The sequence below is a fragment of the Xanthomonas sp. 3075 genome (assembly GCF_014197275.1).
GTDB lineage: Bacteria > Pseudomonadota > Gammaproteobacteria > Xanthomonadales > Xanthomonadaceae > Xanthomonas > Xanthomonas campestris_B.
On the sequence record NZ_JACIFI010000007.1, the window covers coordinates 39,920 to 54,246 of the forward strand.

Here is a 14,327-nt window from a genome sequence, read left to right on the forward strand (position 1 = left end):
TGCGTGCAACGCAGACCGCCAGGGCGGCACGTCATAAGACGCGAACGGGCCGCCTATTGTGGCCGACCACGCTGCGCTGCGCAAAATTCGCCGGCATCGCCCGCCCTTCCTACGCCTGCCTGCGGCCAGCCGCCGCCAGGCCCGCGCGCAGCGCAGGCGCCGTACCTGCCTATACTCGCGGCTTGTTCCAGCGGGGAAGTGGCTTGGCATCCAGCGCATCGCTTATCGACCGGATCCAGTCCGCGCCGCAGCGCGAGCTGTACTTCTTTTCGCTGTACCGGGTGCTGGTGGCCGGGCTGATCGCCGCATTGGTCTTCAGCCCGTTGTCCGACGCCATTCCCGAGCCACGTTACCCGCGCCTGGCCGCCGGGGTGGCGATCGGCTACCTGTCGCTGGCCATCCCGCTGCTGTTCTGGAGCCGCAACGAACGCCGCCTCACCGCCACCGTGCTGTGCGCGGTGATCGCCGACATCCTCGCCGCGACCCTGGCCACGCATGCCCTGCCCGGCGCCAGCGCCGGTATCGCGATGATGTTGCTGTTCAACGTCGCCGCCGCCTCGATCCTGCTGCGCCTGCGCTACGGCATGGGCATCGCCCTGCTCGCCAGCGCCGCCATCGTGCTCGAATACCTGTGGACCCTGCTCGAAGGCGCCGGCGCCACCCGTCCGGTGGCCGAGCTGGCCATGTTTGCCACCAGTTACGTCGCGGTGGCCTTCATCTGCGAACAGATCGCCGCGCGCGCGCGCAGCAATCAGGTGCTGGCCGAACAGCGCGGCGCGCAGGTCGCCAATCTGTACGAGATCAACGAGCTGATCATTCGCCGCCTGCGCACCGGTGTGCTGGTGGTCGATACGCATAACCACATCACCCTGGCCAACGAGGCGGCATTGGCGCTGCTGGGCGATGGCGACCAGCGCAACGCCCCGGCAGATCTGTCGCTGGCCGCACTCACGCCGGAACTGGCGCGTCGCCTGCAACGCTGGCGCAGCGGCTGGTGCCAAGAAGAAGCCCCGCTGCAACTGGGCGCCGACCGCCCGGAAGTGCAGCCGCGCTTTGCGCGCCTGCTGGCCGACAGCGACATGGTGCTGGTGTTTCTGGACGACGCCAGCGTGGTTTCGCGCCGCGCCGAATCGCTGACCTTGTCGGCGATGGGGCGCTTTTCGGCCAGCCTGGCGCACGAGATCCGCAACCCGCTGGCGGCGATCAGCTACGCCTCGCAACTGCTGGAAGAATCCCCGGACATCGGCGATGCCGACCGCCGCCTGCTGCAGATCATCCACCAGCAATGCCAGCGCACCAACGGCATCGTCGAAAGCGTGCTCGGCCTGGCCCGCCGCGAACGCGCAAACCCGGAAAACCTGGATCTGGCCGCCTTCGTGCGGCGCTTCGTGATCGATTACCGGCAGACCCTGTCGATGGAAACCGACAGTCTGGAATCCAGCATCCAGGGCAGCTCGGTGCATGCATTGGTCGACCCCAAGCACCTGCATCAGATCCTCACCGCACTGGTCCACAACGCGCTCAAATACGGCCGAGTGCTGGACGAACCGGCGCGCGTCAAACTGCGCGTCGAGCGCCAGGACCGTATGGCGGTGATCGACGTGATCGACCGCGGCCCGGGCGTTCCGGACACCGTCGCCGCGCAGTTGTTCCGCCCGTTCTACACCACCTCCGAACACGGCACCGGGCTCGGCCTGTATATCGCCCAGGAGCTATGCCGCGCCAACCAGGCGCAACTGGACTACGTGTCGGTCCCCGGGGGCGGCGCGTGTTTCCGGATTCTGTTGCAGGGGCCCAATGGCCTGCTGGGCAAGTGAGTGATCGATCTGCGCTGTCGCACTTCGAGCATCGCTTGGCAAACAGCGCAGCTGCTAGGGAACCGCTGAACAACTCACCGACCATCGGGGGAAGCTTGTAGCCTCGCCTGATCCCGACAAGTGCGCTTACTGAAAATCAAGCGCTTACGCGTGACGCAGTCTGGCTCAGGCTCCGATCGAAGGCCTGAGACAGAGTTGTTCAGAGCTTCCCTAGAACCACATCAGGTGTGCGACATCTGCACGTGCGGATGAAGCCGCGTCCCCACATCGCCCCCCTCCAAGACGACGACAGCCCTGCCCGGCCAGGCCAACCCCACCGCAGTGGAGACGCCTTGCACCACATGCGGCGCGGCACCTATCCCTCGCTTCTGACTGGCACCCATCGGCGCACCTCGATCTGCACACACGCACCAAACATCCGCGTGAACCGTTTGGCGCCAACGCGGCCGGCAATTGTCGACGGTCATCGCGCTGGGATATCGTGGGCAACATGAACGAACAGAAAAGTGCCCTGGTTGTCGATGACGAGCGTGACATCCGCGAGTTGCTTGTCCTGACCCTGGGCCGCATGGGGTTGCGCATCAGCACCGCCGCCAACCTGGCCGAAGCACGCGAACTGCTGGCCAGCAATCCCTACGATCTGTGCCTGACCGACATGCGCCTGCCCGATGGCAACGGCATCGAACTGGTCACCGAAATCGCCAAGCACTATCCGCAAACGCCGGTGGCGATGATCACCGCGTTCGGCAGCATGGACCTGGCGGTGGAAGCGCTGAAGGCCGGCGCCTTCGACTTCGTCAGCAAGCCGGTGGATATCAGCGTGCTGCGCGGCCTGGTCAAGCACGCGCTGGAATTGAACAACCGCGACCGCCCCGCTCCACCGCCACCACCGCCGGAACAGGCCAGCCGCCTGCTCGGCGACTCCGGCGCAATGGAAAGCCTGCGCGCCACCATCGGCAAGGTCGCGCGTAGCCAGGCACCGGTCTACATCGTCGGCGAATCGGGCGTGGGCAAGGAGCTGGTCGCACGCACCATCCACGAACAAGGCGCACGCGCGGCCGGGCCATTCGTCCCGGTCAACTGCGGCGCCATTCCTGCCGAGCTGATGGAAAGCGAATTCTTCGGCCACAAGAAAGGCAGCTTCACCGGCGCGCATGCCGACAAGCCCGGCCTGTTCCAGGCCGCGCATGGCGGCACGCTGTTCCTGGACGAAGTGGCCGAATTGCCGCTGCAGATGCAGGTCAAACTGCTGCGTGCGATCCAGGAAAAATCGATCCGTCCGGTCGGCGCCTCCAGCGAGACGCTGGTGGATGTGCGCATCCTCTCGGCCACCCACAAGGATCTCGGCGACCTGGTGTCCGATGGCCGTTTCCGCCACGACCTCTACTACCGCATCAACGTGATCGAACTGCGCGTCCCACCGCTGCGCGAACGCGGCGGCGACCTGCCGCAACTGGCCGCCGCCATCATCGCCAGACTGGCACATAGCCACGGCCGCCCGATTCCGCTGCTGACCCAATCGGCGCTGGACGCGCTGAACCATTACGGCTTCCCCGGCAACGTACGCGAACTGGAAAACATCCTCGAACGCGCCCTGGCCCTGGCCGAAGACGACCAGATCAGTGCCACCGACCTGCGCCTACCCGCCCATGGCGGCCACCGCCTCGCAGCCAGCCCCGGCAGCGCCGCCATCGAACCGCGCGAAGCGGTGGTCGACATCGACCCCGCCTCGGCCGCCCTGCCGTCCTACATCGAGCAACTGGAACGTGCCGCGATCCAGAAAGCGCTGGAAGAAAACCGCTGGAACAAGACCAAGACCGCCGCGCAACTGGGCATCACCTTTCGTGCGCTGCGCTACAAGCTCAAGAAGTTGGGGATGGAGTAGAGAGGCCGGGAATCGGGAATCGGGAATCGGGAGTGGGGAGTGGGGAGTGGGGAATCGTAAAAGGCGAATGGTCGGTTTCGGCTGCTGTTTTGAGCAATCACAGGCGGTGCGGGGACGGGAGCGCCAGGACTGGAGCGCCGTTACGATTCTCCAACTTGACCCACCCATCCAGGTATAATTTGTCTCGGTCGCACATGCATGAGGAGCCGTCATGAAAAAGCCCAGCCTTGAGACCGTTGTCGAGCATTATCGCGCCACTCGCAGGGACAATTTTGCCGCCAGCCAACGCTTGGAAGGCATCAAAACCCCTGACACAGCTTCAAACAATCAGCGCCCCTTACCCAGCAAAGAGGCATTGCGCAAAAAGTACCTGGCCCTCTCCCGGCCAGGATGAAAGACAAGTATGCGGTCATTGCTGACCCTGCCTGCTATCCCGGCACAGGTGTTCTCCGGAACAAACTGAACATCGTCGACCCTGATGCTTTGGAGGCGGCCGAAGCCGCCTTTGCAGCAACCGCAGTGCAATCCATCGAACTCGGCGCGCCACCGTTCGATCTTGCTTATCTTTGCAGCCTGCATCGGCAACTGTTCGATGAAGTCTACGAATGGGCGGGCATGCTCAGAACAGTGGATATCGCCAAGGGCACCACACGATTTTGCATCAGCAACCGCATTAAAGCCGAAGCGCATCGCTTGCTGAGCCAGCTGGACGCTACCGATCTGACCACGCTGCCTCGCTCCGCACAGATGGCGTTGGTCGCAGAGCTCTATGGCGAATTGAACATGATTCACCCGTTCCGTGAAGGCAACGGTCGGACGCAGCGCCTATTCTTCGAGCATTGGTTGCTGCTCAATGGACTGGCGGTCTCGTGGAGGCATGTGAGCGCAGGCACCTGGGTTGCAGCCTGCATCGCTGCCGTGTCATGCGATTACGTCCCGCTGGAAGAAGTCTTCGATCGCTGCATCACGCAGATCGAAGAACCGTCAGTCGATCAGGATCACGACTGACGCTCCACTCAGTCCTTGGTAACCCGATTAATCTCAGCCAAGCTGGTCACCCCATGCGCCGCCTTGACCAGCGCCGACTGACGCAGATCGCGGATTCCGATCTTCTGCGCCGCCTCTGCAATCTGCATCGCATTACCGCCTTCCAGCACGATCGCGCCGATCTCGTCGTTCATCGGCATCACCTGATAGATACCGGTACGGCCTTTGTAGCCTTCGGTGCACTCCTCGCAACCCACGGCCTCATACAGTTCGATCCCCGCAGCGACCTGCTCTGCAGTGAACCCCTCCGCCAGCAACGCATGCTCAGGCAAGGTCGACTTGCGCTTGCAGTTGCTGCACAAACGCCGCGCAAGACGCTGCGCGATCACCAATGTCACCGACGAGGTGATGTTGTACGGCGCAATCCCCATGTTCATCAGACGCGCGATGGTCTGCGGCGCATCGTTGGTATGCAGCGTGGACAGCACCATATGACCGGTCTGCGCCGCCTTGATCGCAATCTCGGCCGTCTCCAGGTCGCGGATTTCGCCGACCATGATGATGTCCGGGTCCTGGCGCAGGAACGAGCGCAGCGCAGCGGCAAACGTCATGCCGCGCTTGACGTTCTGCTGCACCTGATTCACGCCAGGCAACCGGATTTCCACCGGATCCTCGGCCGTGGAGATATTGCGCGTTTCGTCATTCAAGATGCCCAGCGCCGTATACAACGACACCGTCTTGCCCGAACCGGTCGGACCGGTCACCAGCACCATGCCGTACGGCTTGTGGATCGCATCCAGGAACAGCTTCTGCTGGTCCGCCTCATAGCCCAGCTTCTCGATGCCCAGCTTGGCCGCACTACCGTCCAGGATACGCAGCACCACCTTCTCGCCGAACAAGGTCGGCAAGGTGCTCACACGGAAGTCGATCTGCTTGGTCTTGGACAGGTTGAGCTTGATGCGCCCGTCCTGCGGCACCCGCTTCTCCGCAATGTCCAGCTGCGACATCACCTTCAAGCGCGCGGCGATGCGTTGGCTCAGCTTCACCGGCGCCTTGGCCACGTTCTTCAGCAGCCCATCGATCCGCAACCGCACCCGATAGTCGTCTTCATACGGCTCGAAATGGATGTCGGAGGCTCCCCGCCGGATCGCATCCACCAGCACCTTGTTGACGAACCTCACCACCGGCGTGTCGTCGCCCTTGGCATCGACCCCGGCATCCCCGCCAGCGCCCATGTCCTCGTCCCCGGTGGAGACGTCCAGATCCCCCATGTCGTCATCGTCGTCACCGAGCGATGAGCCAAGCGAGGCGTTGCTGGCCTGCCACTGCTCCAAGGTACGGCGGATCTGGTCCTCGTCCACCAGGATCGGCTCGACCACCAGATTGGTATGAAACTTGATGTCGTCCAGCGCACGCGTCTGGGTCGGGTCACTCACCCCCACGAACAATCGGTTGCCGCGCTTGAACAGCGGCAGCACCTGGTACTTCTGGAGCAACTCCTCGCTGACCAGCTTGATGGCATTCTGGCTGGCGTCGAAGACCGACACGTCCATCAGCGGCATACCGAACTCGACTGCGTTGGCGGCAGCAAGTTGGGACGCGGTGACCAACTTCTTCTCGGAAAACCATTGTGGCAACGGCACCTTAGCGTTAGCGGCCTGATCCATTGCAGATCGTGCAGTAGCTTCTTCTAATGCCCCGTCCTGAACTAGACGTCGGGCGATTCCTGTAATACCAACGAGATTAGCAAAAACGCTAGCATTCATTTCACACCTCAGTTGCACGTCTTACATGAATAGCGCGATAAGTTACATTACAGACGCCGTCCTCGCACTAACGCCGTTTGAAAAACAAAGGCCCCTGAAAAGGGGCCATTGTTTCATAACGACTAGCTCGCACCAGTAAGATTATCCCTTGGTACGGCAGCTAGCTGGAACGTGCTTAGCTTCGCCTGCAGTGTACTTGCATACCCAGGTAATCGGCGCATCTTTGTCAGCTTGGGTCGGAGTTAGCGTCAAAATCGGATCAACCTTTGCACCAGTATTTTGCGTGGTACCGGTGATAACACCCTTATCAATTGCTACACTTTTAACCTTGTCCGTTGCTTGGCCAGCATAACCAGCTGCAGTGTTATCAGCAATGGTGGTTGCCAAAACGCCTTGCGACTGAGCCGTCTCCGCTACCGCAAGCTTAGCTGCAGACATAGCTACCATGGTCTCGCTTACCTTTGTTCGGATCGTGTAATCCTGATAAGCCGGCAGGGCGATAGCTGCCAAGATCGCAATGATGGCAATAACGATCATCAATTCGATAAGAGTAAAACCTTGTTGCTTCTTCATACGTAAATCCCCTAGAGATTGGTTAGATGAAATTTCCTCAGCGTCACTGGCCTGCATGGCCTGGCGCAGGGAGCGTCTTGCAATACTCAGGAAAGCAGGTTCCGTGCCAACTCACCCAACAAGGTAGACCTGCCTCCCTGTGACAGATCATGACAGAGCAATACACAAGATCGACGTGCCAATCCTCGCAAGTGGGACGGAGCCGACGATGTGACGCAATGAGTCACTTTCAGCCCAACAAGGCAGCACGCAAGCGCGCAAGATGTCATACCCGCACAGCTAGATAAGATGATGTATGCAGCGCTAAAACGCGCTAACATCCATGGGGTTGCGGCCTGGGGATGGCCAATGGGGGAGCATATGTCAATTACGCGAAGCGCCATCAAAAAACAGGCGGTGGATCGAACCAGCCAGGTCCAGTCGTTCATTTGGGAGGGAACTGACAAACGCGGCGTCAAAATGAAGGGGGAACAGAGCGCTCGCAATGTGAACATGCTGAGGGCTGAACTTCGCCGTCAAGGAATCATACCGTCTTTAGTCAAGACAAAGCCCAAACCTCTTTTTGGAGCAGCCGGCAAAAAAGTTACGTCGAAAGATATTGCATTCTTCAGCCGCCAAATGGCGACAATGATGAAATCAGGCGTGCCAATTGTTGGCTCACTGGAGATTATTGGTGAGGGGCATAAAAATCCGCGAATGAGACAGATGGTAGGTCGAATTCGAACTGACATCGAAGGAGGATCTTCTCTTTATGAAGCAATTAGCAAGCACCCCGTGCAATTTGACGAACTCTATCGAAACCTTGTAAGAGCGGGTGAGGGAGCTGGTGTGCTAGAAACAGTACTAGATACGGTTGCCAATTATAAAGAGAATATCGAAACACTTAAAGGCAAGATCAAGAAAGCGTTATTTTATCCCGCCATGGTAGTGGCGGTGGCGCTAATAGTTAGCGCAATTCTTCTTATTTTTGTCGTACCACAATTCGAAGAAGTTTTTAAAAGCTTTGGAGCAGAACTACCAGCATTCACACAGATGATCGTTAACGCCTCCCGATTAATGGTTAGTTATTGGTGGTTATTACTCGTTATAATGGCGGGGGGCATTTCTGGGTTAATTTTTGCTTATAAACGCTCGCCCCGTATGCAGCATACCATGGATCGCCTGATCTTGAAATTTCCGATCATTGGCCAAATCATGCATAACAGTTCAATTGCGCGTTTTGCTAGAACTACCGCCGTTACGTTCAAAGCGGGTGTTCCTCTGGTAGAAGCACTCAGCATCGTGGCTGGCGCCACTGGCAACAAGGTCTACGAAGAGGCCGTACTGCGGATGCGCGATGACGTATCGGTTGGCTATCCGGTCAACATGGCGATGAAACAGGTGAACCTATTTCCACACATGGTTATTCAAATGACTGCGATTGGCGAAGAAGCCGGCGCGCTTGATGCAATGCTCTTCAAAGTGGCGGAATACTTTGAGCAGGAAGTCAACAACGCCGTAGACGCGCTCAGCAGCCTACTGGAGCCGCTGATCATGGTGTTCATTGGCACCATCGTAGGCGGCATGGTCATCGGCATGTATCTTCCGATCTTCAAACTCGGCGCAGTGGTTGGATAAGACGTAATGGCATTTCTCGACCAGCATCCCGGTCTCGGCTTTCCCGCCGCGGCCGGACTGGGACTGCTGATCGGCAGCTTCCTGAACGTGGTGATCCTGCGCTTGCCCAAGCGCATGGAGTGGCAGTGGCGGCGCGATGCGCGCGAGATTCTGGAACTACCGGACATCTACGAGCCGCCGCCGCCGGGGATCGTGGTGGAGCCATCGCACGACCCCGTCACCGGCGACAAGCTCAAGTGGTGGGAGAACATCCCGCTCTTCAGCTGGTTGATGTTGCGTGGCAAGTCGCGCTACAGCGGCAAGCCGATCTCGCTCCAGTACCCGCTGGTGGAGTTGTTGACCTCCATCCTGTGCGTAGCCAGCGTCTGGCGCTTCGGCTTCGGCTGGCAGGGCTTTGGCGCGATCGTGCTGAGTTGCTTCCTGGTGGCGATGTCGGGCATCGACCTGCGCCACAAGCTGCTGCCGGACCAGCTGACCCTGCCGTTGATGTGGCTGGGCCTGGTCGGCTCGATGGACAACCTCTACATGCCGGCCAAGCCCGCCCTGCTGGGCGCGGCGGTCGGCTATGTCTCGCTGTGGACGGTGTGGTGGCTGTTCAAGCAGCTCACCGGCAAGGAAGGCATGGGCCACGGCGACTTCAAGCTGCTGGCCGCGCTCGGTGCCTGGTGCGGGCTGAAAGGCATCCTGCCGATCATTCTGATCTCCTCGCTGGTCGGCGCCATCCTCGGCTCGATCTGGCTGGTGGCCAAAGGCCGCGACCGCGCCACCCCGATCCCGTTCGGCCCCTACCTGGCCATCGCCGGCTGGGTGGTGTTCTTCTGGGGCAATGATCTGGTGGACGGCTACCTGCGCTTCGCAGGCCTGCGTTGACCGGGGCACGACGATGAGCGACTTCATCGTCGGCCTGACTGGGGGCATCGCTTCCGGCAAGAGTGCCCTTGCCGCCGAGTTCGAGAAGCTGGGCGTACCGGTGATCGATGCTGATGTGGTTGCGCGGCAGGTTGTCGCACCTGGGCCCATTCTCGATGCCATTGTCGATCGCTTCGGCTCCGGCGTTCTGCTTTCGGACGGAACGCTAGACCGTCAGGCCCTACGTCAGATCGTCTTCGCCGATGCCACGCAGCGGCGGGCACTCGAAGCCATCACGCACCCGGCTATCCGCGCCGAACTGACGCGCGCTGCGAAGGCGGCTAACGGCCCTTATGCCATCGTCGCAATTCCCCTGCTGACCGAGGCTGGAGGACGAACCGCCTATCCCTGGCTGGACCGCATTCTGGTTGTCGATGTACCAGTTGCAACACAGCATGCTCGACTCATGCAACGCGACATCAGCACGCCGGAACTAGCTCATCAGATGATTGCCGCCCAAGCCTCCCGCGAACAACGGATAGCGATAGCAGATGATGTCGTGCGCAATGATGGCCATGCAGAGCGGCTGATGCATGAGGCGCGCAGGCTGAATGCGATCTACCAGACTGCGGCTTCGTCCTAACAACATCGACTTCCGCAAGAACGAGACGTCTTTTTCGTGACTGCTTGCAGGCAGGCCGACGTGATGCCTATGCCGGAGACACCATTACCTACAACAACTCATCAGGCTGCGGTACGTCACCGGCATTGAGCGACGCCATAAGTCTCTGCCAGCCCACAGCCGCTTGTCGGGCTTTGGTATTTCCAGTTCTCGAAACGGGGAAAATGGAAATCAAAACCACCCCTTAATCAGCTAGCCATGTCCGCGATCCTTAAACTATTGGATCGCCAGCACCAGCAAGCATTTGCGCAAAATGCACGCAATTAGGAACGAATTGATTTATCTAGCCGCTGCACGAAGTCATTTTATCGGAAAGCGAAAAAGCACCTGATGGCAGTTGTTGCTTCTGAAAAACCACTTCCGCTGGATTGCGCCTGGCGATTAAGTGCGGGCTTAACTCACACCCTCCCACTGCACATCTCTCGCAGGCGGGAGAAGGAATACCAATTGCAGGCGCGCAAGGCACTTGGTGATCACCGCCGGAACGCCAACGTGGCAATCACGCCACGCTCCTGCCCCGGGCGCACACTCACCCGCCAGCCATACAGATCGCAGAGCCGGCTGACGATCGACAAGCCGATGCCACCGCCTTGCGAGTGGCCGGCGTGGGTGCCGCGGTAACCGCGCTGGAACAGTTTGGCGGCGTCCTCCTCGCTCAGGCCGGGACCGGAGTCGATCACTTCCACCGCATCGCTCAGCACGCGCACGCGCACCTGGCCGTCCTGGGTGTATTTGACGGCGTTGCCGATCAGGTTGCCTAGCGCGACCGACAGGGCGGATTCGGGGGCGTCGATGACCAGATCGCGCTCGCCTTCGATCAGCAACTCCAGTGGCTTGCCACCAAGTTGTGCGCGATGCGCGTCGATCAGTTGTTCGGCCACCTTGGCGACGTTGCTGCTGCCCTGGCCGCGTTCGTTGCGCGAGAGCAGCAGCAGCGAGCCGATCAGGTCGCTGCACTGCAGTTCGGCACGCTGGATGCGCTGCAGACGTTGCAGCACTTTTTCATCCAGGTTGGGCCGGGTGAGCAGCAATTCGGTGGCGCCGCGAATCACCGCCAGCGGGGTGCGTAGTTCATGGCTGACGTCGGCGTTGAATTCGCGGTCGCGTTGCACGACTTCGGTAAGGCGCGCCGAATAGTCGTCCAGCGCCTCGGCAAGCTGGCCCACTTCGTCATCGGGGAAGTGCGCGGCCAAGGGCTTGGGCTCGCTGGTACCGCCGCGGTAGGCACGCAGGCGCGCGGCCAGGTCCGACACCGGGCGCATGACCTTGGAGGCGGACCACCAGCCGATCAGCAGCGAAAATCCGCTGAACACCAGCACCGACAACATCAACGTGCGCTTGAGCTGGATCTCGCCCTTGAGCGTCTGGGTCATGTCGTAGGCCAGGAAGAACCACTCGCTCGGTGTCTTGCGCACGGCCAACTTGTACGAATACGCGTTGCCGCTCTCGTCCACACCGGAAATGGTGTGGATGCCGTCGGGCAATCGGTACCACTCCGGCTGCTCCAGCCGCAGCGCGTCGAACTTGTCGCTTTTGACCACGCGTCCACGCATCTGCTGCACCGGCAGATCGGGGTTGCGCAACGGGTCGGAATAGAAGCGCTGCGCGAACGCGTCGATGTTGCGATTCATCACGTCTTCGACCAACTGGTTTTCCACGCGCGAGCGCGCCCAGTTGGTGGCGAAGGCGAACAGTGTCGTCAGGCAGAAGCCCAACAACACGAACGACAGGATGATGCGGCTGCGCAGGCGCCGCCGGTAGCGGCCACGCTTGGGAGCGGGCCGCACGCCGCCATGGCTTTCAGGCATCGGGCGAAGCGATGCGGTAGCCGATGCCATGACGGGTCTGGATCATCGGCACGTCGAACGGCTTGTCGACGACCGCGCGCAGGCCGTGGATATGCACGCGCAGCGAGTCCGAATCCGGCAACTCCTCGCCCCAGACGCGGGTTTCCAGCTCCTGGCGGGTGACCACGGCCGGCGAGGCTTCCATCAGCGCCTGCAGGATCTTCAGTGCGGTCGGATTGAGCTGCAACAGCTTGCCGCGACGACGCACTTCCAGCGTGTCCAGGTTGTATTCCAGGTCGCCGGTTTCCAGCACGCGCGTGTGGACGCCCTTGCCGCGACGCGACAGTGCGTTGAGCCGCACCTCCACTTCCTGCAGTGCGAACGGCTTGATCAGGTAGTCGTCGGCACCGGAGTCGAAGCCGGCCAGCTTGTTGTCCAGCGAGTCGCGCGCGGTCAGCATCAGCACCGGCGTCTGCTTGCGCGCTTCATTGCGCAGCTTGCGACACACCTCGATACCGTCCATGCCGGGCAGATTGAGGTCGAGCACGATGGCGTCGAACTCGTGCACCACCGCCAGATGCAGACCGGTGACGCCATCGGCGGCAAAGTCCACGGTGTGGCCACGGTCTTCAAGATAGTCGCCCAGATTGGCGGCGATATCGCTGTTGTCTTCGATTACTAGAATTCGCACTGGAACCTCATTGGTTAAACTGTTTTTAGCGCTGGCGCCGAGAAATTTCGTCTTGCCTCACAGTCGTCATCCGGCACGGGCGGCCGTGATCCACTGCTTGGTGCTCATCTGCAAAAACCAAGTGCGCGCTGGCGCCGGCACATCAGCCGGCTATTTTCGCTCGCCTTGGTCAAAATTCTGGTGACGACCTCCTGATCGCTGCCGATAGCGCCACGCCGTGCTGGCAGCAGCGTCGCGTTCGGACATGCCTTCAGTCGCGCCAGGATCCGGTCGATCACTGCCGCCACCTTAACGCGCTCATCCTGACTGATCCCGGAGTCTTTCGCGCCCTCCTCGGACCCGCGCGTACCTGATCTGCCAGCGGCTTGAATAGGGTGTCGGCGCTGCCCCGCGCAGCCACGTCTGGCTGTTGGAAGCACCGGGTACCCGTGGCCAGCCACCCCGCGCTCGATTGATTGGCCATGCTGACGCCTCCTTGTGTCTGACCGATTTAACATTTGGCGAATGTAGACGCGAACCCCGGGGGCGGCAAGTCGTTCAATAAAAAGGCCCAAGTGCGACACCGCACTTGGGCCAAAAGTTCATCCCGATCACCGTCACTGCCGAGAGCGGAGCTACGGTCGGGTGAGGCTAGCGGGCCAAGGATTACATTTTCGTTAATTTTTCGATAAGGGCGGCGACATACCGATCAACGGATCGACTGCTCCAGATGCTCGATGATGCTGGCCGCCACATCGACCCCGCAGACCCCTTCCACCCCTTCCAGGCCGGGGGTCGAGTTGACCTCCAGCACCAGCGGCCCGCGCCTGGAGCGAATCAGGTCCACGCCAGCCACGGCCAGGCCCAGTGCGCGTGCCGAGCGCACCGCCACCTCCTGCTCCTGCGGCGTGGCTTCGGCCACGGCGGCGCTGCCGCCCAGATGCAGGTTGGAGCGGAAGTCGCCTTCGGCCGCCTGGCGCCGCATGGCCGCCACCACCCGGTCGCCGACCACGAAACAGCGCAGGTCCGCGCCTTCGGCCTCGCCGATGAACTCCTGCACGATGAAGTTGGCGTAGAGCCCACGCAGCGCCTCGACCACGCCGCGCGAGGCGCTGGCCTTCTCGGTCAGGATCACCCCGGCGCCCTGCGCGCCTTCGTTCAACTTCACCACATGCGGCGGCGGGCCGAGCATGGACAGCAGATCCTGGGTGTCGTCAGGGTTGTCGCCGAACACGGTCACCGGCATGTCGATGCCTTGTGCCGCCAGCAACTGATGCGCACGCAGCTTGTCGCGCGAACGCAGGATGGCGTCGGACGGGTTCGGCGTATAGGTACCCATGAACTCGAGCTGGCGCAGCACGGCAGTGGCGTAACGGGTGACCGAGGCGCCGATGCGCGGGATGACCGCATCGAAGCCGGTGATGGGCTTGCCCTTGTAGTGCAGGCTGAAGCCATCGGCAGCGATACGCATATAGCAGCGCAGCGGGTCGAGGATGCGCACGGTATGGCCACGCTTGCGCCCGGCTTCGATCAGCCTTCGGGTCGAATACAGCTTGCTGTTGCGCGAGAGGATGGCGATTTTCATAGCAGCGGGCACACGGCGCGGCCTGGACATGGTTCGGAGTCTGATGACGGGTGAGCCATGTCCGCGCCTCCGGCCGATCGCGCGTGCAAGCTGCAATCCTGCACTGCAC

The 14,327-nt window shown here is 61.1% G+C and carries 13 protein-coding genes; 7 read left to right on the top strand and 6 right to left on the bottom strand.

Going from position 1 to position 14,327, the window contains the following annotated elements:
• The first annotated feature begins 203 nt into the window (after positions 1-203).
• The 4 genes from GGR62_RS08425 to GGR62_RS08440 all read left to right on the top strand — a co-directional run bounded on the left by GGR62_RS08425 (position 204) and on the right by GGR62_RS08440 (position 4,710).
• Positions 204-1,817, top strand: coding sequence for a HAMP domain-containing sensor histidine kinase (locus GGR62_RS08425; RefSeq protein ID WP_184407467.1), 1,614 nt, complete (start codon positions 204-206; stop codon positions 1,815-1,817).
• A gap of 490 nt (positions 1,818-2,307) precedes the next feature.
• Positions 2,308-3,702 carry a sigma-54 dependent transcriptional regulator gene (locus GGR62_RS08430; RefSeq protein WP_184407468.1) on the top strand — a complete coding sequence of 465 codons (1,395 nt, stop codon included), beginning with the start codon at positions 2,308-2,310 and terminating at the stop codon, positions 3,700-3,702.
• 211 nt (positions 3,703-3,913) lie between these two features.
• Positions 3,914-4,096, top strand: a complete 183-nt coding sequence (locus GGR62_RS08435; protein ID WP_184407469.1) for a YhfG family protein — start codon at positions 3,914-3,916, stop codon at positions 4,094-4,096.
• A complete protein-coding gene (locus tag GGR62_RS08440) occupies positions 4,093-4,710 on the top strand; it encodes a Fic family protein (RefSeq protein WP_184407470.1) in 618 nt (205 codons plus the stop codon). The genes GGR62_RS08435 and GGR62_RS08440 overlap by 4 nt, the downstream gene beginning before the upstream one ends.
• 8 nt (positions 4,711-4,718) lie before the next feature.
• Here GGR62_RS08440 and pilB read toward each other — a convergent pair whose 3' ends face one another.
• On the bottom strand, positions 4,719-6,455 hold the full coding sequence (gene pilB, locus GGR62_RS08445) for a type IV-A pilus assembly ATPase PilB (protein WP_184407471.1): 1,737 nt from the start codon (positions 6,453-6,455) through the stop codon (positions 4,719-4,721).
• A gap of 141 nt (positions 6,456-6,596) precedes the next feature.
• Complete coding sequence (locus GGR62_RS08450; protein WP_184407472.1) at positions 6,597-7,028, bottom strand: pilin; 432 nt, start codon at positions 7,026-7,028, stop codon at positions 6,597-6,599.
• 360 nt (positions 7,029-7,388) lie between these two features.
• On the opposite strand from GGR62_RS08450, the gene GGR62_RS08455 reads away from it, so the two are divergent.
• The 3 genes from GGR62_RS08455 to coaE are packed head-to-tail and all read left to right on the top strand — an operon-like array spanning position 7,389 to position 10,137.
• The gene (locus GGR62_RS08455; RefSeq protein ID WP_184407605.1) at positions 7,389-8,645 is read left to right on the top strand and encodes a type II secretion system F family protein; all 1,257 of its coding nucleotides are present in this window, start codon (positions 7,389-7,391) and stop codon (positions 8,643-8,645) included.
• Positions 8,646-8,651: 6 nt separating this feature from the next.
• A complete protein-coding gene (locus GGR62_RS08460) occupies positions 8,652-9,515 on the top strand; it encodes an A24 family peptidase (RefSeq protein WP_184407473.1) in 864 nt (287 codons plus the stop codon).
• A 13-nt stretch (positions 9,516-9,528) separates the two neighbouring features.
• Positions 9,529-10,137: a dephospho-CoA kinase gene (gene coaE / locus GGR62_RS08465; RefSeq protein WP_184407474.1), complete on the top strand. Its 609-nt coding sequence runs from the start codon at positions 9,529-9,531 to the stop codon at positions 10,135-10,137.
• A 512-nt stretch (positions 10,138-10,649) separates the two neighbouring features.
• On the opposite strand, the gene GGR62_RS08470 is transcribed toward coaE, so the two are convergent.
• From GGR62_RS08470 to rimK, 4 genes are all read right to left on the bottom strand, one after another.
• On the bottom strand, positions 10,650-11,984 hold the full coding sequence (locus GGR62_RS08470; RefSeq protein WP_184407475.1) for a HAMP domain-containing sensor histidine kinase: 1,335 nt from the start codon (positions 11,982-11,984) through the stop codon (positions 10,650-10,652).
• Positions 11,977-12,654 carry a response regulator transcription factor gene (locus GGR62_RS08475; protein WP_003490678.1) on the bottom strand — a complete coding sequence of 226 codons (678 nt, stop codon included), beginning with the start codon at positions 12,652-12,654 and terminating at the stop codon, positions 11,977-11,979. The genes GGR62_RS08470 and GGR62_RS08475 overlap by 8 nt, the downstream gene beginning before the upstream one ends.
• Before the next feature lie 104 nt (positions 12,655-12,758).
• Complete coding sequence (locus GGR62_RS08480) at positions 12,759-12,932, bottom strand: hypothetical protein (protein WP_184407476.1); 174 nt, start codon at positions 12,930-12,932, stop codon at positions 12,759-12,761.
• A 410-nt stretch (positions 12,933-13,342) separates the two neighbouring features.
• The gene (gene rimK, locus GGR62_RS08485) at positions 13,343-14,248 is read right to left on the bottom strand and encodes a 30S ribosomal protein S6--L-glutamate ligase (protein WP_184407477.1); all 906 of its coding nucleotides are present in this window, start codon (positions 14,246-14,248) and stop codon (positions 13,343-13,345) included.
• Positions 14,249-14,327: the final 79 nt, after the last annotated feature.

Coding starts and splice junctions, on each gene's coding strand:
- GGR62_RS08430 (WP_184407468.1), top strand. CDS start 2,308: ATGAACGAACAGAAAAGTGCCCTGGTTGTCGATGACGAGCGTGACATC.
- GGR62_RS08435 (WP_184407469.1), top strand. CDS start 3,914: ATGAAAAAGCCCAGCCTTGAGACCGTTGTCGAGCATTATCGCGCCACT.
- GGR62_RS08440 (WP_184407470.1), top strand. CDS start 4,093: ATGAAAGACAAGTATGCGGTCATTGCTGACCCTGCCTGCTATCCCGGC.
- pilB (WP_184407471.1), bottom strand. CDS start 6,455: ATGAATGCTAGCGTTTTTGCTAATCTCGTTGGTATTACAGGAATCGCC.
- GGR62_RS08450 (WP_184407472.1), bottom strand. CDS start 7,028: ATGAAGAAGCAACAAGGTTTTACTCTTATCGAATTGATGATCGTTATT.
- GGR62_RS08455 (WP_184407605.1), top strand. CDS start 7,389: ATGTCAATTACGCGAAGCGCCATCAAAAAACAGGCGGTGGATCGAACC.
- GGR62_RS08460 (WP_184407473.1), top strand. CDS start 8,652: ATGGCATTTCTCGACCAGCATCCCGGTCTCGGCTTTCCCGCCGCGGCC.
- coaE (WP_184407474.1), top strand. CDS start 9,529: ATGAGCGACTTCATCGTCGGCCTGACTGGGGGCATCGCTTCCGGCAAG.
- GGR62_RS08470 (WP_184407475.1), bottom strand. CDS start 11,984: ATGCCTGAAAGCCATGGCGGCGTGCGGCCCGCTCCCAAGCGTGGCCGC.
- rimK (WP_184407477.1), bottom strand. CDS start 14,248: ATGTCCAGGCCGCGCCGTGTGCCCGCTGCTATGAAAATCGCCATCCTC.